27 protein-coding genes are annotated in these 25,816 nt (G+C 58.2%); 10 read left to right on the top strand and 17 right to left on the bottom strand.

Annotation, left to right across the window (positions count from 1 at the left end):
* Positions 1-55: 55 nt before the first annotated feature.
* The 4 genes from HU218_RS06200 to HU218_RS06215 all read left to right on the top strand — a co-directional run bounded on the left by HU218_RS06200 (position 56) and on the right by HU218_RS06215 (position 3,229).
* A complete protein-coding gene (locus tag HU218_RS06200) occupies positions 56-622 on the top strand; it encodes a class I SAM-dependent methyltransferase (protein WP_174874071.1) in 567 nt (188 codons plus the stop codon).
* Complete coding sequence (locus HU218_RS06205) at positions 609-1,937, top strand: HDOD domain-containing protein (protein WP_174874072.1); 1,329 nt, start codon at positions 609-611, stop codon at positions 1,935-1,937. The genes HU218_RS06200 and HU218_RS06205 overlap by 14 nt, the downstream gene beginning before the upstream one ends.
* Complete coding sequence (locus HU218_RS06210) at positions 1,938-2,723, top strand: TrmH family RNA methyltransferase (RefSeq protein WP_174874073.1); 786 nt, start codon at positions 1,938-1,940, stop codon at positions 2,721-2,723.
* 74 nt (positions 2,724-2,797) lie between these two features.
* Positions 2,798-3,229, top strand: coding sequence for a GNAT family N-acetyltransferase (locus HU218_RS06215; RefSeq protein ID WP_174874074.1), 432 nt, complete (start codon positions 2,798-2,800; stop codon positions 3,227-3,229).
* A gap of 208 nt (positions 3,230-3,437) precedes the next feature.
* Here HU218_RS06215 and HU218_RS06220 read toward each other — a convergent pair whose 3' ends face one another.
* From HU218_RS06220 to HU218_RS06245, 6 genes are all read right to left on the bottom strand, one after another.
* Positions 3,438-3,605 carry a hypothetical protein gene (locus HU218_RS06220; protein WP_174874075.1) on the bottom strand — a complete coding sequence of 56 codons (168 nt, stop codon included), beginning with the start codon at positions 3,603-3,605 and terminating at the stop codon, positions 3,438-3,440.
* Between the two features lie 305 nt (positions 3,606-3,910).
* Positions 3,911-4,690: a peptidylprolyl isomerase gene (locus HU218_RS06225; RefSeq protein WP_174874076.1), complete on the bottom strand. Its 780-nt coding sequence runs from the start codon at positions 4,688-4,690 to the stop codon at positions 3,911-3,913.
* Between the two features lie 17 nt (positions 4,691-4,707).
* Positions 4,708-5,496, bottom strand: coding sequence for a peptidylprolyl isomerase (locus tag HU218_RS06230; protein WP_174874077.1), 789 nt, complete (start codon positions 5,494-5,496; stop codon positions 4,708-4,710).
* A 4-nt stretch (positions 5,497-5,500) separates the two neighbouring features.
* Positions 5,501-5,764: a BolA family protein gene (locus HU218_RS06235; RefSeq protein ID WP_174874078.1), complete on the bottom strand. Its 264-nt coding sequence runs from the start codon at positions 5,762-5,764 to the stop codon at positions 5,501-5,503.
* On the bottom strand, positions 5,761-6,063 hold the full coding sequence (locus tag HU218_RS06240; RefSeq protein ID WP_174874079.1) for a YciI family protein: 303 nt from the start codon (positions 6,061-6,063) through the stop codon (positions 5,761-5,763). Before HU218_RS06240 ends, HU218_RS06235 begins: the two co-directional genes overlap by 4 nt.
* Entirely contained in the window at positions 6,063-6,596 is a 534-nt protein-coding gene (locus HU218_RS06245) for a septation protein A (RefSeq protein WP_174874080.1), read from the bottom strand. Before HU218_RS06245 ends, HU218_RS06240 begins: the two co-directional genes overlap by 1 nt.
* Before the next feature lie 171 nt (positions 6,597-6,767).
* On the opposite strand from HU218_RS06245, the gene HU218_RS06250 reads away from it, so the two are divergent.
* Entirely contained in the window at positions 6,768-7,700 is a 933-nt protein-coding gene (locus tag HU218_RS06250) for an exopolyphosphatase (RefSeq protein WP_174874081.1), read from the top strand.
* Here the strand turns inward: HU218_RS06250 and HU218_RS06255 are convergent.
* A complete protein-coding gene (locus HU218_RS06255; RefSeq protein ID WP_343033021.1) occupies positions 7,684-8,391 on the bottom strand; it encodes an HAD family hydrolase in 708 nt (235 codons plus the stop codon). The genes HU218_RS06250 and HU218_RS06255 overlap by 17 nt on opposite strands.
* On the opposite strand from HU218_RS06255, the gene HU218_RS06260 reads away from it, so the two are divergent.
* From HU218_RS06260 to HU218_RS06270, 3 genes are all read left to right on the top strand, one after another.
* Positions 8,381-9,037: a ParA family protein gene (locus HU218_RS06260; RefSeq protein WP_246210740.1), complete on the top strand. Its 657-nt coding sequence runs from the start codon at positions 8,381-8,383 to the stop codon at positions 9,035-9,037. The genes HU218_RS06255 and HU218_RS06260 overlap by 11 nt on opposite strands.
* 103 nt (positions 9,038-9,140) lie before the next feature.
* A complete protein-coding gene (locus HU218_RS06265) occupies positions 9,141-10,181 on the top strand; it encodes a GMP reductase (protein WP_246210741.1) in 1,041 nt (346 codons plus the stop codon).
* Between the two features lie 253 nt (positions 10,182-10,434).
* The gene (locus HU218_RS06270) at positions 10,435-12,036 is read left to right on the top strand and encodes a methyl-accepting chemotaxis protein (RefSeq protein ID WP_246210749.1); all 1,602 of its coding nucleotides are present in this window, start codon (positions 10,435-10,437) and stop codon (positions 12,034-12,036) included.
* Positions 12,037-12,058: 22 nt separating this feature from the next.
* Here HU218_RS06270 and HU218_RS06275 read toward each other — a convergent pair whose 3' ends face one another.
* The 4 genes from HU218_RS06275 to lptF are packed head-to-tail and all read right to left on the bottom strand — an operon-like array spanning position 12,059 to position 17,292.
* Complete coding sequence (locus HU218_RS06275) at positions 12,059-12,508, bottom strand: MaoC family dehydratase (RefSeq protein WP_174874084.1); 450 nt, start codon at positions 12,506-12,508, stop codon at positions 12,059-12,061.
* Positions 12,509-12,515: 7 nt separating this feature from the next.
* Entirely contained in the window at positions 12,516-15,092 is a 2,577-nt protein-coding gene (locus HU218_RS06280; protein WP_174874085.1) for a [protein-PII] uridylyltransferase, read from the bottom strand.
* Positions 15,089-16,165, bottom strand: coding sequence for an LPS export ABC transporter permease LptG (gene lptG, locus HU218_RS06285; RefSeq protein ID WP_174874086.1), 1,077 nt, complete (start codon positions 16,163-16,165; stop codon positions 15,089-15,091). Before lptG ends, HU218_RS06280 begins: the two co-directional genes overlap by 4 nt.
* Positions 16,162-17,292 (bottom strand): LPS export ABC transporter permease LptF, encoded by a 1,131-nt coding sequence (gene lptF / locus HU218_RS06290; protein WP_246210751.1) that lies wholly within the window; start codon positions 17,290-17,292, stop codon positions 16,162-16,164. The genes lptG and lptF overlap by 4 nt, the downstream gene beginning before the upstream one ends.
* Positions 17,293-17,435: 143 nt before the next feature.
* On the opposite strand from lptF, the gene HU218_RS06295 reads away from it, so the two are divergent.
* Both HU218_RS06295 and HU218_RS06300 read left to right on the top strand, forming a co-directional pair.
* The gene (locus tag HU218_RS06295) at positions 17,436-18,998 is read left to right on the top strand and encodes a leucyl aminopeptidase (RefSeq protein WP_174874087.1); all 1,563 of its coding nucleotides are present in this window, start codon (positions 17,436-17,438) and stop codon (positions 18,996-18,998) included.
* A complete protein-coding gene (locus tag HU218_RS06300) occupies positions 18,970-19,413 on the top strand; it encodes a DNA polymerase III subunit chi (RefSeq protein WP_246210753.1) in 444 nt (147 codons plus the stop codon). The genes HU218_RS06295 and HU218_RS06300 overlap by 29 nt, the downstream gene beginning before the upstream one ends.
* 507 nt (positions 19,414-19,920) lie before the next feature.
* Here the strand turns inward: HU218_RS06300 and HU218_RS06305 are convergent.
* The 6 genes from HU218_RS06305 to HU218_RS06330 form a co-directional block, all read right to left on the bottom strand.
* Positions 19,921-20,556 (bottom strand): HAD family hydrolase, encoded by a 636-nt coding sequence (locus HU218_RS06305; RefSeq protein ID WP_174874088.1) that lies wholly within the window; start codon positions 20,554-20,556, stop codon positions 19,921-19,923.
* Positions 20,557-20,637: 81 nt separating this feature from the next.
* A complete protein-coding gene (gene ilvA / locus HU218_RS06310; RefSeq protein WP_217450731.1) occupies positions 20,638-22,167 on the bottom strand; it encodes a threonine ammonia-lyase, biosynthetic in 1,530 nt (509 codons plus the stop codon).
* A gap of 144 nt (positions 22,168-22,311) precedes the next feature.
* The gene (locus HU218_RS06315) at positions 22,312-23,325 is read right to left on the bottom strand and encodes a TRAP transporter substrate-binding protein (RefSeq protein ID WP_174874089.1); all 1,014 of its coding nucleotides are present in this window, start codon (positions 23,323-23,325) and stop codon (positions 22,312-22,314) included.
* Between the two features lie 49 nt (positions 23,326-23,374).
* Complete coding sequence (locus tag HU218_RS06320; RefSeq protein ID WP_174874090.1) at positions 23,375-24,652, bottom strand: TRAP transporter large permease subunit; 1,278 nt, start codon at positions 24,650-24,652, stop codon at positions 23,375-23,377.
* Between the two features lie 9 nt (positions 24,653-24,661).
* On the bottom strand, positions 24,662-25,177 hold the full coding sequence (locus HU218_RS06325; RefSeq protein WP_174874091.1) for a TRAP transporter small permease: 516 nt from the start codon (positions 25,175-25,177) through the stop codon (positions 24,662-24,664).
* Positions 25,170-25,694, bottom strand: a complete 525-nt coding sequence (locus HU218_RS06330; RefSeq protein WP_217450732.1) for a gluconokinase — start codon at positions 25,692-25,694, stop codon at positions 25,170-25,172. Before HU218_RS06330 ends, HU218_RS06325 begins: the two co-directional genes overlap by 8 nt.
* Positions 25,695-25,816: the final 122 nt, after the last annotated feature.

Genomic DNA, 25,816 nt, shown 5'->3' on the forward strand with positions numbered 1-25,816 from the left:
GCTGGCTCGTATTGCCGGAGTACGTGGCTATGTGCTCGGGCTGCATGTGCTGTTCATGCCGCTGGTGCTGCTGGCCTTGCAGTTGCAGTTGCCGGGCTGGGTTTATCTGCTGGCACTGCTGCTGACGTTCGCATTGTCACGCAACGCACTCACCGAACAGGTGCCGCTGTATTTGTCTTCGCAGGAGAGTATCGCCGCGCTGGCAGGGTTCCTGTCACCGGGGGCGCGTGTACTGGATCTGGGAAGCGGCGACGGCCGCGTGGTATTGCAGTTGGCCGCATTGCGGCCTGATGTATCGGTTTGCGGCATTGAAAACGCGCTGCTGCCGTGGTTGTGGAGCCGCTGGCGTTACTGGCGGGCTGGGTGCCCTGTTAATGCGCGTCTGCAGTTTGGCAGTTTCTGGCAGCTGGACTGGCAGCGGTTTGATGTCGTGCATGCTTTTTTGTCGCCAGTGCCGATGTCACGGGTGTGGCAGCGCTTCCGGCAGGATTGCCATCCAGAAGCCATACTGATTAGTAACACTTTTATGATACAAGGGATGGTGCCGCAGCAGCGCTTACCCCTCTCAGGCCCACTGCAAACCGAACTATTGATCTGGCGTCATCCGCATGGAACTTGCTAACTGGCTGTCCTCGCTGTCCGAAAATCGTTGGCCGGTATTGTCCGATACCGCTACCGAGGTGCGGCGCATGATGCTGCGCAACGCTGACGATATCGTCTTTTCCGAGCTGGCCAACCTTACGTTGTCCGATCCGTTCTTGCTGCTTGACCTGTTGCGACTGGTTGGTGCTTCCAGTGCGGTACAACGTAGCGAGTCCAATCCGACCGTCGAGCAGATGCTGATGATGCTGGGGCTGGAAGCGGTGAAAAGACGCTATGCCAATGTGCAGGCATTCACCGTCAGCCGCGGCAAGCTGGACCCGGAGGTGCTGGATGCACTCGGTGGCTGGTTGGGCAAGAGCAGGGTTGCAGCTTTCCTGATCAAGGACTGGCTGGCCATGATTGGCGAAACGCGAGTCGAGGATTGCTTCCTTGCCGCACTGGTTTATAACCTGCCGGCTTGCCTCTACCTGATTTATCGTAATCGGGTGCCACACGGGCCGCTGCTGCAGGAAGTGTCCGATGTCTTCGGGCTGGATTATCCCAAGCTGCTGGAGCAATTTATCCAGCGCATGCCGTTGCCAAGTGGTTTGCTGGCGACATTGGGCTCCGGGCCGGTAAGCCGGCGCCGGCAGTTGCTGAAGCTGGCTATTGCCACTGCCAACGGTATCGATCAGGGGTGCTGGCGGTCGCAATGGAGTATCGGTGTGGAGGCGGCGGCACGGCTGATTGGCTGTTCGGTGGAGGTCGCGCTGAAATCAGTGCAGGATGCGGTGCTGCACGTTGCTCGTCATCCCCGCGCTCCCGGCTATACCTATCCGGCTCGAGCCTATATCTGGCGCGAGGGGCCGTTTCCGCAGGTGGCTGTGCAGCATCCTGTCGCCACGCTCAGTGGTGAAGAGCAACTTGAGCTGGCATTGCGGGAGTCCATCCGGCACTTTGCCAATGACCTCAAGCTGGAGCGTATTTTCTTTATGCGCTACGAACAGGCAAGTCACACGCTGAGGCTTCGCTACCAGATTGGCCTGGATGACGGCGACCCGATTCGAAAGCTGGCCGTGACGCTGGAGCCTGGCAGCTTCTTCAATCTGCTGGCCAGCAAGGCGCAGAGTTTTCATGCACCGGCAGGTGCCCGTCCGCAGCTGGCGCACCGTTATGGCGATGAATTTCTGTCATTGCTGGGCAACGGAGCCTTCGCGGCCATGTCCGTTTTTACCGGTCATAAACTGGCTGGTGTCTTTGTGGTAGACAACTACCGCAGCAACAAACCGATTGATGACGATACCTACCAGCGTTTCAAGGAAACTGTGGCGCGGGTATCGCAGATTGCGCTGTAAATGACATTTAAAAAACATATTTCTTCTGCGGCCAACGATGAGATGAAGACGTTGGCCCGCCTGCTCGACACCGCGCGGGAACGTCGCAAGCACGGAGTAGTCGTGCTTGAGGGGATTCATCTATTGCAGTCTGCATTGGCGGCAGGTTGGCAGCCGAAGGCGGTATACGTGAATGAAGGCGCTGCCGGCAACGGCGAGTTGCTGTCATTGCTGGCGCGAATCGATCCGCATGTCTGTCATCTGGTGGCAACAGCGGTACTGACCAAGGTGACAGCGCTTGCCACACCGGCGGAGGTGCTGGCCATTTGCGAGCGCCCCACCTCCCACATTGAGGAGGTGGCTGGTACCTGCATCATGCTGGATGACATTCAGGACCCGGGTAACCTTGGCACGATTTTGCGCTGTGCCGCTGCAGCCAACGTGCGTGAGGTTTTTCTCTCCAAAGGCTGTGTCGACGTGTATTCGCCCAAGGTGATGCGGGCGGGGATGGGGGCGCATTTTTTCCTGAATATCCACGAAGCCCAGGATCTGCCGGCAAGGTTGGCCGCACGTGATGGTCTTAAGCTGGTCACGCACCTGGAAGGCAGTGTCTCGCTATACAGTCAAAACTTGTCCGGGCCGGTGGCTTTTGTGTTTGGCAATGAGGGCAATGGTGTGAGCACTGCCGTGCTGGAACAGGCGGATGTGCGGGTGCGCATCCCCATGCCAGGGCATGCCGAGTCGCTCAATGTGGCGATGGCGGCCACGGTTTGTCTGTTCGAGCGGGTGCGTCAATTAGAGGGCTGATTGCGCGGCCGTCCAGTGGCACGTATCACGTTGCTACGATGGCTGGCTGAAATTTTCTTGTATTGGGGTGTGGTGTGTTCAGTTGGCAACCGATTGATGCTGCCGAGTTTGAAGCGTTGCACCAGTTGCGTCTGGCAGCCATGCGGGACAGCCTGCTGACTGTCGGGCGTTACGACCCAATCCGCTCTCGGGAGCGTTTTGCCCGCCGTTTTTTTGTCGATTCCACACGCTGGATCTTGTGGCAGGGGCGGGCTGTCGGCTTTGCGGCAATGCAGCATCAGGATGATTGCTGCCATCTCGATCACTTGTACGTTGTGCCAGAAATGCAAGGGCAGGGAGTGGGAAGTCATGCCATGCTGCTCCTGCAGCAGGAAGCCGCCATGCACTCGAAAGCCATTGTTCTGTGCGCTTTACGCGATAGTCCATCAAACCGCTTTTACCAGAAGCATGGGTTTGTTAAAACGCACGAAGAAGAGTGGGACATCTGGTATCGCTGGAAAAGCTGAGTCGGAATTGTGGAAAAACGATGCTCTATCTGGAGCATGTGAATATTGGCGGATTCCAGACGGTAAATAGTGCCAGCTTTTTGTAAGCTGCTTTCCTGTGTGCAGGTGTACAAAAATGTGCCGTCGATAGGGTAATCTGCCGCCATGACTGCAAGAGGTATTAACCCTCTGTGCTTTACTGTTGCCACAGCGCTGTGGCGCTAGAGTGTTATTCCTTGGACTCGCGCTCTATCCGGCGTCGTTCGATTTCTCTGCGGGCATTGGCATTGCGAATATCTTCAGGACGACTGCGAGGCATCGGTTTGCCAGCCAGAATATTGCTGCGTACTTCGGCGCGAATCTCAAAGTAGGCTGTTTTGGAGTGGTAGTGCGACATGGCGGCTGCTCCTTGATGAGGAAACGGCGACAAGCACTGCGAGTCTAGCGCGAGGTGTAACGCACTACATCGCAGACTTACCAATAATCCTGTATTACGCCGCTACTCGGAGGAATGCAATACAAAATGGTGTCGGTTGTCCTTGAGCGGCCACCAGATGTCGTACAGTGTGGTAATGCAGCAAACCCTATGTGAGAAAAAGTAGTTCGACCCGTAACATGGCGTAGTGGTTATTGCCCTCGAATACAGACGCAAAGTAAACAAAAAGCCCTCCGAGTGGAGGGCTTTTTGTTCATGCTGACAGCTTACTGGATCTTGGCCTTGGCTTTCAGGTCTTTGATCAGAGCTTCGATTCGTTGCGACTGGATGCGTTGTTCCAATTGCGGGCGCAGCTGGTCGACAGACGGTGCTGCTTCGGTTTTTACATCATCCAGCTTGATGATGTGGTAGCCGAACTGGGTCTTTACCGGCGTAGCGGTGACTTGTCCTTTGGCCAGCTTGACCATGGCTTCGGAGAACGGTGCTACGAAAGTAGCTGGTTCGTTCCAGCCTAGATCGCCACCATTACCCTTGCTGCCCGGATCGATGGATTTTTCCTTCGCCAGGGCGTCAAACGGTTTGCCCTTCTTGAGGGCGTCCAGCAGTGCCTTGGCTTCGGCTTCGGTTTTTACCAGGATGTGACGGGCGTGGTAACTCTTCTTCTCCGGGAACTCGGCTTTTACCTTGTCGTACTCGGCGTTCAGCTGGGTGTCGGTAACCGGGTTGGTGCGGATGAATTCCTTGATATAGCGGTTGGCCAGCGACATGGCTTGGGCGTTTTCCATCTCGGCCAGGAAGTCGACCGATTTATCCATGCCCTTTTTTACCGCTTCCTGACGCAGTACTTCAGCAGTAACCAGCTGGTCTGCCACCATGTCCGCCATCTGCGGATTGGCTTGCTGACCCTGAGCTTCCATCATTTTAACAACTGCATCGATACGCTGCTGGCTGATGGCAACGCCATTAACGGTCGGCGTGGCCAGAGCGGCGGTGGCGACGGTAGCCAGTGCGGCGGCAATCAGGGTCTGCTTGAAAAATTTGCTCATTGCTGACTTTCTTTTGGTTACTGGATGTTGGCCTTTTGGCGAAGTTCGCCGACGGCTTGCTGGATTACCTTGTTCTGCAGGTCGTGTGCAATGCGTTGTTTGATCGCGTCCAGCGGGGCAGGTTTGGCATCGCGAATGTCATCGATACGGAAAACATGCCAACCCATGGAGGACTTCAACGGTTTGGTGCTGATCTGGCCCTTGGGAATGGCTTGCAATGCTGCCGCCAGTGGCGGTTCCATCGTGGCCAGATTGCCCCAGCCCATGTCGCCGCCGCGGTTACGGCTGTTGGGATCGATGGATTGCTTGACCAGTACATCGAATTTGCCGCCTTTTTTCAGTTCGGCAATGACCTTGTTGGCCGCTGCTTCATCGGCCAGAACGATCTGGTGTACTTGAACTTCCTTGGTGCCGCTGAACTGGCTGGCGTAACGGTCGTACTCTGCTTTGATCTGTGTGTCGGTAACCGGGTGATTTTTTACCGCGGTGGCAAAAAATGCCTGCTGCAGTAGGTCCTTGCGTGACTCTTCCATTGCGCGGATGAATTCCGGGCTCTTGTCCAGCCCGCCTTTGGTGGCAGCCTGTTGCACCAGTTCACGGGTAATCAGCGTCTGGCGCAGCTCTTCGCGCAGGGCGGGGGTGTCTTGCAGGCGGCCATTGTTTTCGCGCAGTACCTGAGCAACGACTTTATCCAGGGTGTCCTTGTCAATGACAACGCCGTTGACGGTGGCAACCGGTACGGCTGCAGCCAAGTTGGCCGCGGCTACCAAGGCGGCAGCGGCAATGAATTTGCTAGTCAGTTTCATCGGGTCAGATTTCTTCTGGTGTAAGGGTGCGCATGGATAACGCATGAATGCCATGATGCATCAAATCGCCAACCGCATCGTAAACCATGCGCTGGCGCTGCAGCCGGTTTTTGCCGTTGAACGCAGCAGTGACAATAACCACATCAAAGTGGCCGCCTGATTTGGCGCCGGCATGACCTGCATGTGCGGCACTGTCATCCGTTACTTGCAGGTGTTCCGGTTCCAGGCTTTGCAGGCGCTGCAGCAGCAGGGCGGCAATATCGCTCATGCCGGAAATACCTGTTTGAACGGTTTGACCGTTACTTGCGAATATACCCCGGCGGCAACGTAGGGGTCAGCATCGGCCCAGGCTTGCGCAGTTTGCAAGCTGTCGAATTCTGCCACGATCAGGCTGCCGCTGAAGCCGGCTGGGCCAGGATCGTTGCTGTCGATCGCAGGGAATGGTCCGGCAAGCACTAGCCTGCCTGCAGCTTGCAGCGCCTGCAGGCGCTCGAGATGGGCAGGACGAGCCGCCAAGCGCTGAGCGAGGGAGTCTGCGACATCTTGGCCGGTAATGGCATACAGCATCAGGAGGTTTCCTCGATATATTTGGACAGGTACAGGCTTTGGGCGATTACGAAAACTATCATCAGGCCAAACCCGCCAAACAGCTTGAAATTTACCCAAACTTCTTCGCTGAAGTTGTAGGCGACAACAAGGTTGACCGCACCTAGCAGCAAGAAAAATACGCTCCAGGCAATGTTGAGTTTTTTCCAGGTGGAATCCGGCAGCGTCATCTGGCTACCCATCAGCGACCGCATTCCGATGCGGCCAGTCAGTTGCCCGACCAGCAGGCCGCCGCCCATCAACCAGTACAGTACGGTGGGCTTCCACATGATGAAATGCTTGTCGTGTAGCAGGAGAGTGGCGCCGCCCATTACAACGATCAATGCCAGACTGACCCACTGCATGGTGTCCACTTTGCGGAATCTGAGCCAGGTCAGCGCGACAATAACTACTGTGGCGCCAATAGCAATTGCGGTGGCAAGAAACATGTCCCTGGTCAGCCAGTAGGCTGCAAAGAACAGGATGACGGGAAACAGGTCGGTAAGAAATTTCATGAAACAGATTATGAGGTCAGGTCATGGGTAGCACAAGTGTGACAGGGCGGGGCCGTGTTTGTTCACTGGGGGTGGTTTGTGGCCGGTATTAACCTTCTTTTGCGGTTCGATAAAAGTAGTCGCACTGACTATGATGAATGCACCCAATGACGACAATAAGTGGAGAAAAGCATGTCCAGCGAGAAATACCGCTTGGTAACCCGTAGTGATTTTGATGGTTTGGTTTGCGCGGTGCTGCTAAACGAATTGGATTTGATCGATGAAATCAAATTCGTGCATCCCAAGGACATGCAAGACGGCAAGATCGATATCGGTCCGCGCGACATCACCACCAACCTGCCTTATGTGCCTGCCGCCCATCTGGTTTTCGATCACCACTTTTCAGAAACGCTGCGTAACGAAGGTGAGCTTCGTAACCATGTGATTGATCCCGCATCCCCTTCTGCTGCACGGGTAGTGTTTAACTATTATGGCGGCAAGGAGCGCTTTCCGAATGTTGCGGTCGATATGATGACCGCCGTGGACAAGGCCGACTCCGCCCAGTTCAGTATTGAGGATATTCTTAACCCCAAGGACTGGGTGCTGCTCAACTACTTGATGGATGCCCGTACCGGGCTGGGCAGGTTCAAGGATTTCCGCATTAGCAATTACGCGCTGATGATGGATTTGATCCAGTACTGTCGCAATCACACGATCCAAGAAATTCTGGCACTTCCCGACGTGCGGGAGCGGGTTGATCTTTACTTCGAGCATGAAATCCAGGCCAAGGAGCAGCTGCGCCGGTGTGCCAGTATGCATGGCCATGTGGTGGTGCTGGACTTGCGCGATGAGGCGCAGATCCATCCAATCAATCGCTTTGCCATTTATGCCATGTATCCGCAGGCCAAAGTCTCGATTCATGTGATGTGGGGGCTGAACCAGCAAAATACTGTTCTTGCCACCGGCAAGTCGATTATTGATCGTAGCAGTCGCAGCAATATCGGCGCCCTTATGTTGGAGTATGGCGGCGGTGGTCATGAGGCCGCGGGTACTTGCCAGGTATCCAATGATGCCGCTGCTGAAGTGCTGCAGAAACTGGTGGCGCGTATCAACGCGGAAGGTTGAGAAGCTGTTGCAGTAGCGTCGTGGCAGCAAACAGGTCCTGGCATACCGCCAGCGCCTGTTTTGCTATTTCGGCAGAAGGCTGCTGCAAGTCCGGTACCACAACCACGCGCATGTTGGCCGCAAGCGCGGCCTGCGCGCCGTAGCAGGAGTCTTCCAGTACGATGCAATTCTCTGGTGCGACCTGCAGTCGCGCGGCGGCTTGCAGATAGACGTCTGGTGCCGGCTTGGTGCGTGCGACTTCGTCGCCGGCTATCGAATGTTCAAAATAGCGGGCAAGTCCGGTGCGCCCGAGCTTGATATCTGCCAGTTGTCGCTGGGTGGCCGTTCCTACTGCGCGAGGTATCTGCTGCTGTACGCACCAGTTCAATAGTTGGGTGATGCCAGGTTTGAGTGGAATGTCCTGCTGATGCAGTGCATGGTGATAGCGTTGCCGGCTGAGGTTTTCCAGCTCGCGTGCCTGTGCTTCGTCGCCCAGCGCGGTAATCAGATAGTTCAGGCACAAGGGCATGGCGAGGCCGACCATGGCGTCGATATGTATTTGCGGTAATGGCACGCCCAAGATACTGGCGGCGTCGCGCCAGGCGTTGGCTGACAGACTTTCCGTGTCGATCATCAGACCGTCCATATCGAAAAGCAGGGCGGCAAAAGAAGTGGGCGTGTTACATTGCATGTGATGTGGAATGCAGGACATTGAGATAAAAAAGGGCAGTATGGCGTATTCAATCCTGATTGCGAATCCCAAAGGGGGGAGTGGCAAATCGACGCTGGCAACCAATCTGGCCGGTTTTTATGCGGCGCAAGGGTCGCGGGTCATGCTGGGCGACGTCGACAAGCAGCAGTCAGCCCTGTCTTGGCTTGCGTGCCGACCGACACCGCTGCCATATATCGATGGCTGGCAAGTGTCACCAGGCGAGCCGGCCAAACCGCCCAAAGGCACCCAGGTGGTGGTGCTGGATAGTCCTGCAGGCTTGCAAGGCAAAAAGTTGGCCGCATTGCTGGCGCGGGTGGATCGGGTGATCGTACCGATTCAACCTTCTCCGTTCGACATGTGGGCAAGTCGCGAGTTTCTTGCGCAGCTGTTGCAGGAAAAGGCGATCCGCAAGCAGCGGGCCTTTGTTGGCGTAGTAGGTATGCGGCTCGATCCGCGTACGCGGTCTGCCCGCGACCTGCAGCAGTTTCTGGCGGAGCTGAATGTGCCGGTGCTTGGTTGGCTGCGGGATACGCAGCTTTATGTGCAGGCGGCTGCTAACGGGATGACCTTGTTCGATCTGCCGGCGTCACGTGCCGCCCGCGATCTGGAGGCGTGGCGTGGCATTCTGCAGTGGCTGGATAACTGACTATTTGCTGCTTGACTGCCAGCTTTTGCTTGGATAGATTGGTCAGGTTTGTGTGCGAAGCTCGGTTGAGCGGGGCGCAGGAGAGATTGCAAGCGGGAGCCTGGTGGCTTCCGCTTTTTATTTGGGGCCCCCAGTTTTATGTCGCTATTCCGGAACGGCGGCTTACCACACTGAATACACATGGAGCACACAAATGTTCAAGACAGAACTCAACTACGGCGATGTTTATCTGGTTCCCAAGAAAACCGTCGTTGACAGTCGCAAGGAATGCGATACCTCGGTCCAGTTTGGTCCGCGCCGCTTCGATATGCCGCTGTACGCCTCCAATATGAAAAGCGTGGTGGATGCCGAAACCTGCGAATACTTTGCGCGTCATGGCTGGTTCTACACCATGCACCGCTTCAATATGGACACCGTGGGTTTTGTGCGCGACATGCAGGCGAAAGGCTTGTTTGCCTCGATCAGTATCGGTGTCAATGACGATACGCTGGAGCAGTTGGCCGCATTGCAGGTGGCTGGCTTGGTGCCGGAGTACATTACGCTGGATGTGGCCAATGCCTGGTGTGTAAAGGCTGAGCGCATGATTCGCCATGTCAAGCAACACTTCCCTGGGAGTTTCCTCATCGGCGGCAATATCGCCACGGCTGATGCCGCGCGCGATCTTGAAGCCTGGGGCTGCGATGCGATCAAGGCAGGGATTGCCGGTGGTCGCGTCTGTATCACCAAGAACAAAACCGGTTTTCATCGGCCAATGATTTCCACTGTGCGTGATTGTGCTGCCGCTGTGAAAGTGCCGGTGATTGCCGATGGCGGCATTGTCGAGCATGGTGATGTGGCCAAGGCGCTGGCGTGTGGTGCCTGCATGGTGATGGCGGGCTCGCTGTTTGCCGGTTATGACGAATCGGCTGGCGAGATCGTGGAAATCAACGGCAAGCATTACAAGGAATATTTCGGAAGCGCGTCGCAGTTCAATAAGGGCGAATACAAGAACGTCGAGGGCAAGAAAATCCTGGTCGAATACAAGGGCACCATGGCGCGTTTGCTGGTTGAGTTGAAGGAAGATTTGCAGTCTTCGATCAGCTATGCTGGCGGTACGGATTTGGCAGCATTGCGCAGCGTCGAAATGATCGTGGTCGCCCGCTAAGAAAAGGTTGGGCGCATGCGGCCAACCTTTTTTGTTGCTGGTCATGTGTTGCCGTGTCGGGTACTGCTGGTGAGTCGGTTGCTTGCAGCCAAGGTGCATTATGCGGGGTCGGTATGGCGGTTATCTTGTATTGCGGGTCGTAATCAGACTTGCTTTGAATGTTCCGGTATTTAACAGTGGGCTTGATTAGCGTTGTTTGATAATCTTGCCGCCAGCACGCACACATCATTAAGTAAAAGTTATGAAAATAAATATGCCGGTGACAGCTAACGAGCTGTTTCTTGATCCTGCCCGCCCGATTGTTACCAAGACCGACCTGAAGGGCGCCATTACTTACGCCAACCGCGCCTTTATTGATATCAGCGGTTATACGGAAGATGAGTTGCTTGGCCGCAACCACAATATCGTGCGCCATCCCGATATGCCGCCTGAAGCATTTGCCGACTTATGGGACACCATCAAGGTTGGCAAACCATGGCGCGGCCTCGTCAAGAACCGTGCAAAAAATGGTGATTTCTACTGGGTGGAAGCCTATGTCACCCCGTTGACCGAGCACGGCAAAATTGTCGGTTACATCTCGGTGCGCAGTACACCCAAGCGTGATGAAGTTGCTGCGGCAGAAACGTTTTACCAGCAGATGCGTAACAAGCAGGTGGCGATGCCGTCAACGCTGAAAGCACTGCAAAAGCGGCCGGATTCCGGTCGGGCCGGTTTTGTACTAACCGGGGTCTTCAGCGCCGGCATGTTGTATGCTGCCGTGTGGCCGGGGCTGGAAGATCTGGTGCGTCAGGTAGTCGGTGCGGTTAGTTTTGTCGGGTTGGGCGCGGCTTCCTACTGGTGGCGTCGTCGCGAAGGTGTTGTGATGCAGCGTATCCACAACGGCTTCCTGACATTGTCGGAAGGGCGGCTTGATCACCCGTTGCATACCCATCTTGGGGGGCAGCTGGGGGCGATGATGGATAGTCTGGAAGCGCTGCGGCTGCATCTGCGGGCACTGGTGGCTGATAGTCTGTCTGCCGGTGGTCTGACCTACCAGCAGGCGCGTACGCTGAGTGGCGAAGTGGAAGGGCTGGTGGCACGGGCTCGAGAACAAGGCGCCGGTCTGCATCACATTAGTACCAGTATGGAAGAGATCAGCGGCAGTGTGACCCAGGTTGCCAGTATGGCCGAGCAAAGCGAGCAGGGTGCCGATGCCACGCGCGAAGCGGCAACGACTGGCCAAGCGGTAATGCAGCTGGCAGCTTCGGCGGCACTACAGGCCGTCGATTCGGTGCATCGCTCCAAGTCCGACCTGCAGCAACTGGAGCAGGCGATGGGCAAGATCAGCAGCATGACCGAGCTTATCCACGACATCGCCGAACAGACCAATTTGCTGGCATTGAATGCCGCCATTGAAGCTGCGCGTGCCGGCGAGATGGGGCGTGGTTTTGCCGTGGTGGCGGATGAGGTGCGCAAGCTGGCCGAGCGTACCGCGCAGGCGACCGATGGTATTACCGAAACCGTGAAGGAGATTGTTGCCATCACCGACAGCGTCAGCGGCAACATGGATCAGTCGGTTACCGAAGTGGGGCATGTCAGCGAAGAGATTCGCCAGTCCGGCGAGCATTTGCAGAACCTGCTGGTCATTGCCGATCAGGCGCGTAGTTTTGCCCATACGCTGGTCGAGCAGATGGCACAGCAATCATCTTCGGTGCATCAGGTGGCGGCATCGGTAGAACAGCTGGCCATGCTGGGTGAGCAGAATATTGCTACCGCTGATGCGGTGCTGGGTAGTTCACAGCACCTGGAGTTGGCCGCATCGGATCTGGACAAGCTGACCCGCGATTATCGCAAGTGGAGTGGCAACGGCGGTTAAGCCGGATCTTGCCTGTCGGCAATCAGGGGTGGCGCAAGGCCACCCAGATTGCCGATTCCAGTGACATCACTTCTTCTTGGTGCTGGTTGCGTGTCACCCAACGCAATTTCACAACGCCATACTCGGGCCGAGTGCTGGAGCGCTTGCCTGATAGCACCTCCACGCACGCTTGTAGTGTGTCTCCCGCCCGGGTCGGTCGCGGCCAGCGCATCTTGTCTACGCCCATGCCGATCAAGCCATTGGCTACACTGCGGCCGAACTCACTTTCCACCACCAGTTTCATGGTGACACTGCTGGTTTGCCAGCCGCTGGCCGCCAGGCCGGCAAACACGCTTTGCTCGGCGCGAACATTATCGATGTGGAAGTACTGCGGGTCGTATTGCTTGGCGAAAGCGTGAATATCCTGCTCGCTCAGCGTGATGCTGGCAGTGGCAAAGCTCAAGCCAGGGGTAAGGTCTTCAAAGTAGAGCATGGTGAATCTAGATGCGTAGGCTGTTGATCAGGTCGTTTTCCAGTGCCAGCAGAGTCTTGTCTTCACCCAGGCAGGCGGACGAGAGCAGGAACGAGTCCTCCACCCGTCCGCCAAGGGTCATGATCTTGGCCGAGTCGACACTGACCCGATAGTCCGACAGTACCTTGGCAATGCGGGCAAGCAGACCGGGAGAGTCGGCGGCAGTAATCGACAGTACATAATGGCGGCCTTTGTCGTCCGGACGGATAAGCACTTGCGGGCGAATCGGAAAGTGTTTCTGGTGGCGGTTGAGACGCCCTTTGGGGGGTAACTGGATCGGGTCCTGGCGCTGCAAGGTGGCAGCCAGTTCAAACTCGATGAAGTTGATCAGGTCGCGGTAGTTGCTGTCGTGGAATTCCGGCAGGAAGACGTGGAAAGTGTCCAGCGCATAGTTGTGGCGCGTGGTGTAAATCTTGGCATCGGCAATGCTGTAGTTGTGGCGGCCAAGAAAGGCGCAGATGCGGGCGAACAGCTCCGGCTGGTCCGGGGTGTAGACCAGTAGTTGCAGGCCATCCTTGTTGTCGTCAAGCAGGCGGGCGCGCACCACCGGCTCTGTGGTATGCAGGCAGCGGTTAAGCAGCCGGGTGTGCCAGGCGATCTCGCGTGGCTCGTGGCGCAGGAAGTAAACCATGTCCAGCTGGGCCCAGAATGCCTGTTCGGCAGCTTCCGGTACGGTATTCAGGCGCAACAGCTTGCGAGCCGCCGCCTTGCGTTCTTCCAGCTCGGAGTCGGCATCGATCTGGCCGCCACGGGTCAGGGTGCGTAGCGTGGCGTGGTACAGGTCTTCCAGTAGCTTGGCTTTCCAGGCATTCCACACCTTGGGGCTGGTGCCGCGAATATCGGCAACAGTCAGGATATAGAGTGCGGCCAACCAGCGCGGTTTGCGTGCCAGATCGGCAAATTGCTGGATGGTGGCAGGGTCATAAATATCCTGCTTTTGTGCAATGCTGGACATGGTGAGATGGTGTTGTACCAGCCATATCACCAGCTCGCGATCCTCGCCGGTAATGCCGTGGGTGTCACAAAACTGCCCGGCATCGCTCATGCCCAGTTGTGAGTGGTCGCCGCCGCGGCCCTTGGCAATGTCGTGAAGCATGCCGGCGATATACAACAGCTCCGGTTTGTCAAAATCGTTGAGCAGTCGCGACAGGAGCGGGTACTCGTGATTGAATTCCGGAACGGCAAAGCGCCGCAGGTTGCGCACCACCATCAGGATGTGCTCGTCCACGGTGTAGACATGGAACAAGTCGTGCTGCATCTGACCGATGATGCGGCCGAAGGCAGGCCAGTATTTGCCCAATACGCCATACAGGTTCATACGACGCAGGGTGCGTGTCAGGCCGCGTCCTTCGCGGAACAATTGCATGAACAGCTGCAGGTTTTGCGGGTCGTGGCGGAAGCGCTCGTTGATCTGGCGGCGGGCGTGCCACAGGGCGCGCAGCGTGCGCGGCGCCATGCCGTTGAGGTCATGGCGCTGCATGTGCAGGAAGGCAAGCAGGATGGTAGACGGCTCGCGATCGAACACATCGTTGTCGAAAATGCCCAGCATGTTGTTGACGCTATAGAAGTGCTCGTCAAGCTGCTGGGTGATGCGTGGTACGTCGCACAGCAGGCGTGCCCGCAGATTGGGTAGCAGGATGCCGTTCAACTGGCTGACGTTCTTGGCTGATTTGTAATACAGCTGCATCAGCTGCTCGCTGGCGCGTTTGGCCTTGTTGTCCTGCAGGCCGTTCATACTAGCAACCTGCTGCTGCAGGTCGAAAATGAGCCGGTCTTCACGGCGGCGGGCGGCCAGGTGCAAGTCGATGCGGATCTGCTCCAGCTGGCGCTCGCTATAGCGGATCAGGCGTGCTTCCGAAGTAGTCAGGATTTCATTGCGGGTCAGTGATTCCCAGTTCTGCCCCACGCCAATGGCCTTGCTGATCCACAGAATGGTGTGCAGGTCGCGTAGTCCGCCCGGGCTTTCCTTGACGTTGGGCTCTAGGTTGCTGGTGACGCCGAAGTGCTTGGTGTGCCGCTGCTGCTGTTCCAGCAGCTTGCCCTCCAGAAACGCCAATGGGTCGCGGTGCTTTTCTACGGCGGCATTCAGCTGCTGGTACAGCGCTGGATTGCCAGCCAGCAGGCGGTTCTCCAGTAGCGTGGTTTCAACCGTGATGTCTTGTGCCGCCTCGCTAAGGCATTGCGGCACGGTGCGTACACTGTGGCCAACCTCGAGGCCGATATCCCACATTGCCCCGATAAAGTCTTCGACAAAACCGTTCAGGCTCTGCGAAGTGGTTTCCGGCAAAAGCAGAAGCAGGTCGATGTCGGAATAGGGGAATAGTTGGCCGCGGCCATAGCCCCCGACCGCCAGCAACGCCGCACGCTGCCCCATGCCCAGCACCTCCCACGCGGAGCGGATGATGCCGTCCACCAGCTGGCCATGCCGTAGCAGGTAATCGCGGGCATTGCGGTTGCTGCGGTAGTCATCAGCCAGTGTCTCGCGGCCCTGTTGCAGGGACTGACGCCAGCGCTTGCAATGGGTGGTGCGGCTGTCCGGGTTCATCTTCGTTCCTGTCGCGAGATGGCAACCACCCCTGCGGCAAGAAAGAGCAGAGTGGGCAGTGTGGCCGAAATAATCGGGTTCCAGTTGTAAAGCAATCCCATATGCCCAAACAGCCGGTTGCTGAAGTGGAAGGCAATGCCAATACAGATGCCGGCAAACAGCTTGATGCCCAGGTCGTTATGGCGCCCATTCAGCGGCGTAAACGCCAAGGCCACCATCGCCATGGAAATGCAGGCCAAGGGGTAGAAAAGCTTGCTCCATAGTGCAATCTCGTAGCGCTGGGTTTTCTGGTTGTTATTGCGCAGGTGCTCGATGTAGGTCATCAGGTTCAATGCTGACATCTGTTCCGGCACCACCAGCAACACCGACAGCAGGTCTGGCTGCAGGATGGAGTGCCAGTTCATTTCGGCAATGCGGCCAATCTTGACGCTGTCGGTGCCGATGTCCGACTGACGGACGTTCTGCAGGCGCCATTCCTTGCTGGCCGGCAGGTATTGGGCGCGCTCGGCGTAGCGCACCCGGGTCAGGCGATAGTCCTGATCATAAGTCTGGATGCGAATGCCGAGCAGGGTGTTGTCCGGCAACATTTCACCGATATTGATGATGTTGTTGTCGTCCTTCACCCACAGGCCGGAGCGAAACTCCTGTGCTACCAGCGAGTGGGTGGCACGCAGTTTGATGCGCTCGGCCTGCTGTTCCGCATATGGCGCACCGAATTCGCCGAGCAGCAAGGCGATGATGGCAATGGCGCAGCCGAATAGCAGTTTGGTGCTGGCGATGTTGCGCAGCGAGACACCGCTGGTACGGATGGCGGTGTACTCCGAGCTGCCTGCCAGTTGCGACATGGCGACCATGGCACCGATCAGAACCGCCAGCGGCATCAGTTCGTACGCGTGGCCGGGGGTCTGCAGCAAAATGTAGGTCAGCAAGGTGCCGGCATGGAAATTGCCTTTGCCTAGGCTTGGGAGTTGCTGGATGGCATCAAAAAAGCCGTACAGCCCCAGCAGGCTGGCCAGTACGAAGACGGTGGCAAAAGTGAAGCGGCGCAGGAGATAGTTGCGGATCAGTTTCATGTGGACTGTCTCCGCAGCAGAATTTTCAGGCGTTGCAGCATTGGTCGGGCGGGTCGGTTGTGATAGTGCAGCAATAGCAAGGCCAGTGCCAGCATGAGCACATGGGCGGGCAGAATGCCGAGTGCCGTCGGAATCTTGCCGCTGGAAATGCCGTCGCGCAGCAGCCACAGCAAGTTCTGATAGAGCAGGTAAGTGCCCAAGGCAAAAATCAGGTTGTATGCGTGGCCGGAGCGCGGGTTGTAGTGACTTAGCGGAATGGCCAGTAGCGCCAGAATCAGGCCGCACAGTGGTAGCGACAGTCGCCAGGCCAGCTCAGCCTTGTCGGCGGGGTCCTCACTGCCGAACAATTCCAGCGTTGGGCGACTTTCGCTGTTGATGGTTGGCCGCACCAGTTGGCTGGCTTCGGTAATTTTGACCGAGTAACGCTTGAATTCCATGACTTCGAAATTGCCGCTGCCGGGTTCTCCGGTGTAGCGGCGACCTTCCTGCAGCACCAGGGTGCGGTTGCCCTCCTCATCGGTGCTGACCAGCCCTTCTTTGGCGAAGATCGATGACACTTCGCCATTGCGTGTGGTTTGCACGAATACGTTGCGCGTGGCGCCGGAAAGCACGGAGTAGCTTTCGATGAAGTACACGCGATCGCCGCTTTGTGATTCTTTGAATACGCCGGGAGACAGTGCGGTCATGTCTTCGCGCTGCTTCATGGTCTCGGCATATTCCTTGCTGCGCTGGGTGGCCCACGGTTCGACAATTGTGGTGCCGGCGGCAATCAGCAGGCATAGCGGCAGGGCAAAGCGCAGCACTGGCGAGACCCAGGAAGTCAGCGACTTGCCACTGGCCATCCAGACCGCCATTTCCTGTTCGCGGGACATGCGAGTCAACACCACAATGACACTGACAAAGATTGTCAGAATCATCAGTACCGGGAAAAAACCGATAGACCAAAAGCCGATCATGGCAAAAATTGTATTGCTGGCAATCAGTCCCTGGGCTGCTCGCCCCAGCATATTAATGGTCTGGGTCGAGAGCAAAATCGCAAATAAAACGGAAAAAACACCGATACTGGTATAAGTCAGCTCGCGGCTGAGGCTTTTTTGAAAAAGCATAAAACGGGCCTGTTTTGACAATCCGTCGGTAGGGTAGTGATAATTGGAAAGGTTTCAATCGATTGATTGCCGGCCAGGAATCTTGGCATGGCGGCCGGTTCCGAGTGGGCCACAAGCCTGCAGGAATGCGCCTTGAAGAACCCAACACACACGGTGGAGCATCTATGGAGTTTAACATCAAAAGCGGGAGCCCGGAGAAGCAGCGCGTAGCATGCGTTGTGGTCGGCGTTTATGAAACCCGCAAACTGTCTTTTGCTGCCGATCTGCTCGATCGCATCTCCAATGGCTTCATCGCTGACGTCCTCAAACGCGGTGATATGGATGGCAAACTGGGCACTTCCCTGATCCTGCATTCTGTGCCGCACACGTTGTGTGATCGGGTCATGCTGGTTGGTCTGGGCAAGGAGCGCGACTTCCGTGCCAAGGAGTATCGCGAAGCGATCCGTGCCTCGGTAAAAGCCCTGGGCAATACCCAGGCCAACGAGGTTGTGAGCTACCTCACCGAACTGCACGTGAAAAAGCACGACGTCGAGTGGATGATTGAGCAGGCGACTGTCGTTACGCAGGACGCGCTGTACCGCTTTGATCGTTTCAAGTCCCGTCAGGAAGAAACCAAGGAACCGCGTAAGTTTACCCTGGCGGTGCCGCGGCGTAGCGATCTGACCGATGGCGAGCGTGGTCTCGCTCGTGGCCTTGCCATTGCTGCCGGCATGAAGCTGGCCAAGGATCTGGCCAATATGCCCGGCAATATCTGCACTCCGAGCCACCTTGCCGAAACTGCCCGCGATATGGCGGTGTCTTTCGGTGCCGAGGCCGAGGTGATGGGGCCGGCCGAAATTGCCGAACTCAAGATGAATTCCTTCCTGTCGGTGGCCAAGGGCAGTGAAGAAGAACCCCGCTTTGTGGTGCTCAAGCACTTCGGTGCCAAGGATAAGGGCGATCGCCCCCTGGTGCTAGTGGGCAAGGGCCTGACTTTCGACTCGGGCGGCATTTCGCTGAAACCGGGTGAAGGCATGGATGAAATGAAGTACGACATGGGTGGTGCCGCCGCCGTGATCGGCGCCTTCCGTGCCGCGGTAGAAATGAAGCTGCCGCTGAACCTGATTTGCGTTGTGGCTACCTGCGAGAATATGCCGTCCGGCCGCGCGTTGAAACCGGGTGACATTGTGACCACCATGTCCGGTCAGACTGTCGAAGTACTGAACACCGATGCCGAGGGTCGCCTGGTGCTGTGTGATGCGCTGACCTATGTCGAGCGCTTCAATCCGGCCACCGTGGTGGATGTGGCTACCTTGACCGGTGCCTGCGTAATTGCGCTGGGCAACGTGGCTACCGGCTTGTACAGCAATCAGGACGGTCTGGCCAAAGAGTTGTGGCAGGCTGGCGAGGAAGTCGGCGATCGTGCATGGCATATGCCGTTGTGGGGTGAGTATCAGGAACTGCTGAAGAGTCCGTTTGCCGATATGGCGAATATTGGCGGCCGCCCGGGCGGCAGTATCAGTGCCGCCTGCTTCCTGTCGCGTTATGCCAAGGCATACGATTGGGCACATCTGGACATTGCCGGCACCGCCTGGCGCAGTGGCAAGGAAAAGGGTGCCACGGGCCGTCCGGTACCAATGTTGGTGCAGTTCCTGCAGGATCGTGCCGACATCGCACTGGGTAATGTCGTACGCCGTGGTCGTCCTCGCCGTGAAGTAGTTGAAGCGGCCGAAGATGACGCGGATTGATTTCTACACCCATGTGGCGCAGCCCCGGCATTTTGCTTGCCGGGCGGCGCAGACGGTGTACCGCAAGGGTGAACAACTGCTGATTGTGTTGCCGGATGACGCGTCCTTGCAGGCATTTAGCCTGGCATTGTGGTCGTTCGGGGACATTTCCTTTATCCCGCACTGCCAGTGGCAGCAGCCGGAAGCCGACATGACGCCGATCTGGTTGGCAGCAGGCTGCTTTCCCGAGGTCGCGGCGGGGCGAGTGATGTTGAACCTGTCGCCGGACATGCCTGCCGATCCGGCAGATTTTTCCCGTATTCTGGAAGTGGTGGGCCTGGACGAGGCATCCACGGCGGTGGCGCGTAATCGCTATCGCCGCTACCTCGACTTAGGCTTTGACATTCACCATCACAATATGAGTGATGCGGCATGACTGATCCCAAACAAAGTGCAAGCGACTGGAATCTGCAGGATCTGCCGGTACTGACCGAGGTTGTCGACGGCGAAAACGCCGATACCCTGGATGTGCCGGCATTTGACTTCAGCGCAGAACTGGATGAGCTGGCCCGTAGCCTGCCGGCCGAAGAAACCCCTGTCCTGGAACTGCCGCCAGAGTTGTCGCTTGACGACGTACTGGGGGTGGAAGGTGTCGGTAGTGGCGACGCTGTGCCGGCACTGGACGCCAGCAGGCTGATCGAGAGTTTGCCATCGCTGGATCTGGACGTGGACATGCCGGATGATCTGGCGCTGGATGAGGTTCTGCCGGGCATCGCACCGGCAATGATTGACGAAGAGGTCTCGTCTGAAGAAACCGATTTTCCGTTCCAGTTGACTCCCGAGGGGGAGCCTGCGCCAATCGGGCCAGCCGAGGCTGGTCTGGATGCCTTGTTTGCATTGGCAAGGTTCGAGCCGGTACTTCCGGAGGTTGCTTCCTCGGCAATTATCGATTCCCCGATTGCTGGCGACGATGAGGCGGCCGTTGCCGCGCTGGCCGCACAGCTTGATCAGTATGCCGCACCGGCTGAACTGCCGGATCTGCCTGCGGATGCTTTTCTGGCCACGGAGCAGGCAGATGGGCTGCCGACCGCCGGCGAGCTGATACCGCTATGCCCAGTTGCTGGGTCGCGTGCAGCATTGGCGCCGGATCCGGTTTGGCGACGCCGACGGTGTCGCCGCTCACCACCACCGCCGGCTTGCTGGCAAACGGCAGCGCCGGTACCAGGCGGTCGGTAAAGCGCATCGGTTTGTTGGTGATGATGCCCCACTGCAGGTTGCGCGCCTGCAGCGCGTCGATCAGCGGGTTGATGTCGTCGAACAGCACGGTCTTGTCGGCGAAGCTGTGCTCGTAATGATCGAGGAAGCGCAGCCGGTATTCTTCAAAACGCGGGTGATTCTTGTCGATGCCGAAGCCCAGGCTTACCAGGCCGCGGGCGCCGTGGCTGGCAATCGGGCGTACCGCTTCGTACGGCTGCGGCGGCAGTCCTTCTTCGGCCAGCAGGCGGTTGAGGGCGGCGCCCAGGTCGCGGGCGGTATCGGCCAGGGTGCCGTCAAGGTCAAACAGTACGGCCTTGATCATGTTGCGCGTTTCTCCGGAGGGTAGCGACAAAATAAATGCGGCCAACCTTTGTACGGTTGGCCGCATGATTTTACGTCACGCTCAGCGTAGTGTCTTGCCGAGGAATAGCTTGTAGGCGGGATTGTCGGTCTCTTCCGCCCACGGGTAGCCCAGATTGTCGAGGAAGGCGGTGAAGGCGGCGTTGTCTTCCGCCGGCACCTGGATGCCGATCAGCACGCGGCCATAGTCGGCACCGTGGTTGCGGTAGTGGAACAGGCTGATGTTCCAGTCGGTGTGCATCGCTTCCAGGAAGCGCATCAGCGCGCCCGGGCGTTCCGGAAATTCGAAGCGCAGCACGCGTTCGTCTTTCAGCTGTGGCGCATGGCCGCCGACCAGGTGGCGGATATGCAGCTTGGCCAGCTCGTTGTCGGTCAGGTCGAGGCCATCCAGCTCGTTGGCTTTCAGGTCCTCGACGATGCGGCCAACCTCGTCCTTGCCGCTGATCTGCACGCCGACAAACACATGCGCGATGCTGGGGTCGGCAAAGCGGTAGTTGAACTCGGTGATGTTGCGGTTGCCGATCACGCTGCAGAATTTCTTGAAGCTGCCCGGCTTCTCCGGAATGGTCACCGCGATGATGGCTTCGCGGCGCTCGCCCAGTTCGGAGCGTTCCGACACGTGACGCAGGCGGTCGAAGTTCATGTTGGCGCCGCAGTTGATCGCCACCAGCGTCTTGCCGCTGCAGCCTTCACGTTCCACATAGGCTTTGGCGGCGGCCACCGCCAGCGCGCCGGCCGGCTCGGTAATGGAGCGGGTATCCTCGAAAATGTCCTTGATGGCGGCGCAGATGGCGTCGGTGTCCACCAGCATGATCTCGTCCAGCAGCTCGCGGCAGATGCGGAAGGTTTCCTCGCCCACCAGCTTTACTGCCACGCCATCGGCGAACAGGCCTACGTCTTTCAGCTCCACGCGGTGGCCGGCTTCGATCGATTGCTTCATGGCGTCGGAATCTACTGGCTGCACGCCGATGATTCTGGTCTCCGGGCGCAGGCGCTTGATGTAGCTGGCCACACCGGCGGCCAGGCCACCGCCGCCGATGGCAACGAATACCGCATCGATGGGGCCGGGGTGCTGGCGCAGGATCTCCATGCCGATGGTGCCCTGGCCGGCGATCACGTCCGGATCGTCAAACGGCGGGATGTAGGTTTTGCCGGTTTCGGCTACCAGCGTCATCGCGTGCTGGTAGGCATCACTGAACGATTCGCCGGACAGCACCACCTTGCCGCCGCGACGGGTAACGCCGTCGATCTTCACCTGCGGGGTGGTCACCGGCATCACGATGATGGCTTCGCAGCCAAGACGCTGCGCCGACAGTGCCACGCCCTGGGCATGGTTGCCGGCGCTGGCGGTAATCACGCCTTTTTCGCGCTGCTCGGCGGTAAGCTTGGACATTTTGTTGTAGGCGCCGCGCAGCTTGAACGAGAACACCGGCTGCAAGTCTTCGCGCTTGAGCAAAATGGTGTTGCCGGTGCGGCGGCTGAGGTTGGCCGCAAGGTCCAGCGGACTTTCGATGGCCACGTCGTAGACGTTGGCGGTCAGGATGCGTTCAAGATAATCCTTGGGGTGCGACATAGCTGGTGATTCCGTATTTTTTGTCCCTGAAGGGGCAGAGTAGCAGGAAGCACCGGCACGGGGAATGCCTGATCGGGACGGATTATTGCAGTGCAGCGTCAGTGCTGCCTGCCCCGGCAGTGGCCAGGGCAGGCAGGCCCGGTGTTACTGTCCGCTCTTGCTCAGTGCGGACTGCAAATCGGCGAGTACGGTAGCACCACCGGCGGCGGCAAATTTGTCGAACGCCGGCTTGGCCTTGTCGCGCATGCGCTTGAGTTCGGCGTCGCTGACGTAGTTGATCTGCATGCCTTGCTGGGCCAGGAATTTCACGCTGCGCATCGCTTCGGCACGGGAGTCCTTGCGCTCGAACGCACGTGAAGAGTTGGCCGCATCCTGCAGTACTTTCTGTTCGTCACGGGACAGGCCATCCCACCACTTCTTGCTGACGGTAACGACCCACGGACTGTAGACGTGCTTGGTTACCGACAGGTATTTCTGCACCTCGTAGAACTTGCTGGACTGGATGGTGTTGACCGGGTTTTCCTGGCCGTCTACGGTCTTGGTTTCCAGCGCGGTAAACAGCTCGGAGAAGGCCATCGGCACCGCGTTGGCGCCAAAACTGTTGAACATGTCGATGTACACCGGGTTCTGCATCACCCGCAGTTTGATGCCCTGGAAGTCTTCGAAGCGGTTGATCGGATGCTTGGTGTTGGTCACATTGCGGAAACCGTTTTCCCAGTAGGTGAGGCCAACCAGTCCCTTGGCCGGCAGGCGACCGAGCAACTTGCTACCGAAGGTGCCATCCAGCACGGTATCGGCTTCGCGCTCGTTGCTGAACAGGAACGGCAGGTCATAGACACCGAAGTCCTTGTCGACACCCACCAGGGTGGCGGTGGAGCCAACCATCATCTCCTGCGCGCCGCCGATCAGGGCATTCTGCATCTGGATGTCGTTGCCCAGACTGGCGGAGCCGAAACCTTTGACCTTGAGCTTGCCGCCGGACAGCTTGGCAACTTCCTGGGCGAACATTTTCACGGCGCGGCCCTGGTTGCTGTCTTCGGCCAGACCGTAACCGAAGCGGATGATGCGCGGCTTGATGTCGGCGGCGCCCGCCAGCGGCGACAGCAGTACGCCGGCGGCAATCAGGCTGAACAGCACGGGTTTGATGGTTGTTTTCATGTCTCTCTCCTTGCTTGTGTGGGTTGCGGCTAAAACGTGTGGTGCGGGGTTAGCGGAAAAGATGTGCCGGCAGGGTAACGATTTCCGGCACTGCCACCAGCAGGCCCAGCAGGCCGACATAGGTGAGCAGGAACGGCCATACCCCGCGGGAGGCACTTTCCAGTGAAATACGGGCAACGCCGCTGACGACATTGAGTACGGTGCAGACGGGCGGCAGGATCAGGCCGATCGAGCCGACCAGGATGAACATCACGCCGAAATAGGTGGTGTCGATGCCGGCTTGTTGTGCCAGCGGCATCAGTACCGGCCCCAGTACCAGGATGGTGGGCGTCAGATCCATCACCGTGCCGATGACCAGCAGCAACAGCATCACCGCCGCCATCAGCAGGCGTGGCGACTGCATCAGCGGGCCAAGCAGCTCTGCTACCTGAGCGGGCAGGTCGGCAAGGGTAACCATGTAGGACGACACCATTGCCGCGGCGCACAGAAACATGACGGTGGCAGTAGTGCGGGCAGCATGGGCGAACACCGGGTGCAGGGCCGACAGCTTCAGCTCGCGATAAACGAACAGGCTGATCACCAGCGAATACATGGCGGCCACCACGGCGGCCTCGGTCGGCGTGAACAGGCCGCCGCGCAGGCCACCGATGATGATGACCGGCAGCAGCAGTGCCCAGACGCCATCCAGCAGGGCGTGGCGACGTTGTGCCCAGCTTTGTTTCGGCTGCGGTACTACCTGCATGCCACGCGACACCAGCAGCCAGGTGATGACCAGCCCGATGCCCATCATCAGTCCCGGTACGATGCCGGCCAGGAACAGGGCGGTAATCGAGGTGTTGGTGGTGACCCCGAAAATGATGAACGGCATGCTGGGAGGGATGATGGGGGCGATGATGCCGCCGGCCGCAATCAGGCCGGAGGCGCGGCCAACCGGATAGCCGTTATTGCGCATCATCGGGATCAGCAGTGTCGCCAGTGCGGCGGTGTCGGCAATGGCCGAGCCGGATAGACTGGCCAGCAGTACGGAAGCCGCGATGGCGACAAAACCCAGGCCGCCGGGAATGTGGCCGACAAAGGCCACTGCCAGGTTGATGATGCGGCGGGACAGGCCGCCGGCATTCATCAGTTCGCCAGCCAGGATGAAGAATGGCACCGCCATTAGTGGAAAGTTGTCGGCGCCGGCCAACAGGTTTTGCGCCACCAGCTGGGCATCGAAGAAATCCAGGTGGAACATCAGGGCAATGCCGGTCAGCATCAGGGCGAAGGCCACAGGCATGCCAAGCGCCATGCAGGCAAACAGGACGGCCAGAAAAATCGCGATGGTCATGTTGTCTCCTTAGAGGTCCTGGCCGCAGTGTTCGCCCGGGGTGCCCGGGATGTGGGCATCGGCCGGGCGCAGCATCAGGCGGAACAGGTTGCCGGCCACCAGCCCCAGCATGGCGGTGGCTGACAGCAGTCCGGCGGCCGAGAACAGCGCCATCGGAAAGCCGAGTACGGTAGAGAAGGTGTGCAGGCCGATCTGGGTCTGGTTCCAGCTGCCCTGCAGGAAGAGCCATAGCGCGTACAGCATCAGCAGGTGGCTGACGATGGCGCAGAGACGGCGCAGCGGCGCCGGCAGGCGCGCCTGCAGCATGTCTACCCCCAGGTGGGTCTGCTGTCGCAGTGCGAGTACAGCGCCGAGAAATACCAGCCAGACAAACATCAGCCGCGAGACTTCCTCGGCGGCGGCAAAGCCGGTGTTGAAGGCGTAGCGCAGTACCACATTGCCGAACACCAGCGTCACCATGGTGGCGAGGGCGAGCGTCATCAGCCATTCCAGCAGCCGCTCCAGCCGGTTGAGTGCTTTAGTCATGGCAACTCCTTGTCTGGGCGAGTTGTTGCAGCAGGGACTGCAGCAACTGCTCCACGGGTTGGTCGATGTCTATCGTTATTGCCGGCTCGTCAGCGGCAGGCGGCTCCAGGTCGGCCAGCTGGCTGTCCAGCAGGGTGGTTGGCATGAAGTGATCGGCGCGTGCCTGCATGCGGGTTTCTATCAGTTCACGCTTGCCATGCAAGTGGATGAACAGCAGCGTCGGGTCGCCGCTCTGCAGCAGCTGGCGGTACTTGCGTTTCAGTGCCGAGCAGGACAGCACCATGGGCTGCTGTTGCTCGCGTGCCCGTGCTATCTGGTCGCGCAGCGTTTCCAGCCATTGCTTGCGATCTTGGTCGGTAAGCGGGGTGCCGGCTTCCATGCGCTGGATGTTGGCCGCAGGATGGAAGTTGTCGCCTTCGACAAAGCTAAACCCGAGCATCTGGGCCAGCTTTTCGCCGATGACGCTTTTGCCGCTGCCGCAGACACCCATTAGCACGATTGTCGTGATTTTGTTCATGTTAGCGTTAACATCGGTTGTTTTAAAAAAACCGCTGATCGGCGGTGGTTGCCATCTGCGGGGCAGATGAGTGCTTGGTTGAAATTCAGGTTAGCGCTAACATTGGGTGCCGTAAAGAACAT

This window comes from Vogesella oryzae, assembly GCF_902829295.1.
Lineage (GTDB): Bacteria > Pseudomonadota > Gammaproteobacteria > Burkholderiales > Chromobacteriaceae > Vogesella > Vogesella oryzae.

Bases quoted from the DNA above. Each gene is read 5' to 3' on its own strand.
- HU218_RS06275 (WP_174874084.1), bottom strand. From the start codon at position 12,508: ATGCTCTACTTTGAAGACCTTACCCCTGGCTTGAGCTTTGCCACTGCC.
- HU218_RS06270 (WP_246210749.1), top strand. From the start codon at position 10,435: ATGCCGGTGACAGCTAACGAGCTGTTTCTTGATCCTGCCCGCCCGATT.
- HU218_RS06225 (WP_174874076.1), bottom strand. From the start codon at position 4,690: ATGAGCAAATTTTTCAAGCAGACCCTGATTGCCGCCGCACTGGCTACC.
- HU218_RS06295 (WP_174874087.1), top strand. From the start codon at position 17,436: ATGGAGTTTAACATCAAAAGCGGGAGCCCGGAGAAGCAGCGCGTAGCA.
- HU218_RS06325 (WP_174874091.1), bottom strand. From the start codon at position 25,177: ATGACTAAAGCACTCAACCGGCTGGAGCGGCTGCTGGAATGGCTGATG.
- HU218_RS06205 (WP_174874072.1), top strand. From the start codon at position 609: ATGGAACTTGCTAACTGGCTGTCCTCGCTGTCCGAAAATCGTTGGCCG.
- ilvA (WP_217450731.1), bottom strand. From the start codon at position 22,167: ATGTCGCACCCCAAGGATTATCTTGAACGCATCCTGACCGCCAACGTC.
- HU218_RS06240 (WP_174874079.1), bottom strand. From the start codon at position 6,063: ATGCTGTATGCCATTACCGGCCAAGATGTCGCAGACTCCCTCGCTCAG.
- HU218_RS06230 (WP_174874077.1), bottom strand. From the start codon at position 5,496: ATGAAACTGACTAGCAAATTCATTGCCGCTGCCGCCTTGGTAGCCGCG.
- HU218_RS06235 (WP_174874078.1), bottom strand. From the start codon at position 5,764: ATGAGCGATATTGCCGCCCTGCTGCTGCAGCGCCTGCAAAGCCTGGAA.
- HU218_RS06330 (WP_217450732.1), bottom strand. From the start codon at position 25,694: ATGAACAAAATCACGACAATCGTGCTAATGGGTGTCTGCGGCAGCGGC.
- HU218_RS06200 (WP_174874071.1), top strand. From the start codon at position 56: ATGCCGCTGGTGCTGCTGGCCTTGCAGTTGCAGTTGCCGGGCTGGGTT.
- lptG (WP_174874086.1), bottom strand. From the start codon at position 16,165: ATGAAACTGATCCGCAACTATCTCCTGCGCCGCTTCACTTTTGCCACC.
- HU218_RS06260 (WP_246210740.1), top strand. From the start codon at position 8,381: ATGCAGGACATTGAGATAAAAAAGGGCAGTATGGCGTATTCAATCCTG.
- HU218_RS06255 (WP_343033021.1), bottom strand. From the start codon at position 8,391: ATGTCCTGCATTCCACATCACATGCAATGTAACACGCCCACTTCTTTT.
- HU218_RS06320 (WP_174874090.1), bottom strand. From the start codon at position 24,652: ATGACCATCGCGATTTTTCTGGCCGTCCTGTTTGCCTGCATGGCGCTT.
- HU218_RS06220 (WP_174874075.1), bottom strand. From the start codon at position 3,605: ATGTCGCACTACCACTCCAAAACAGCCTACTTTGAGATTCGCGCCGAA.
- HU218_RS06315 (WP_174874089.1), bottom strand. From the start codon at position 23,325: ATGAAAACAACCATCAAACCCGTGCTGTTCAGCCTGATTGCCGCCGGC.
- HU218_RS06280 (WP_174874085.1), bottom strand. From the start codon at position 15,092: ATGAACCCGGACAGCCGCACCACCCATTGCAAGCGCTGGCGTCAGTCC.
- HU218_RS06305 (WP_174874088.1), bottom strand. From the start codon at position 20,556: ATGATCAAGGCCGTACTGTTTGACCTTGACGGCACCCTGGCCGATACC.
- HU218_RS06210 (WP_174874073.1), top strand. From the start codon at position 1,938: ATGACATTTAAAAAACATATTTCTTCTGCGGCCAACGATGAGATGAAG.
- HU218_RS06250 (WP_174874081.1), top strand. From the start codon at position 6,768: ATGTCCAGCGAGAAATACCGCTTGGTAACCCGTAGTGATTTTGATGGT.
- HU218_RS06245 (WP_174874080.1), bottom strand. From the start codon at position 6,596: ATGAAATTTCTTACCGACCTGTTTCCCGTCATCCTGTTCTTTGCAGCC.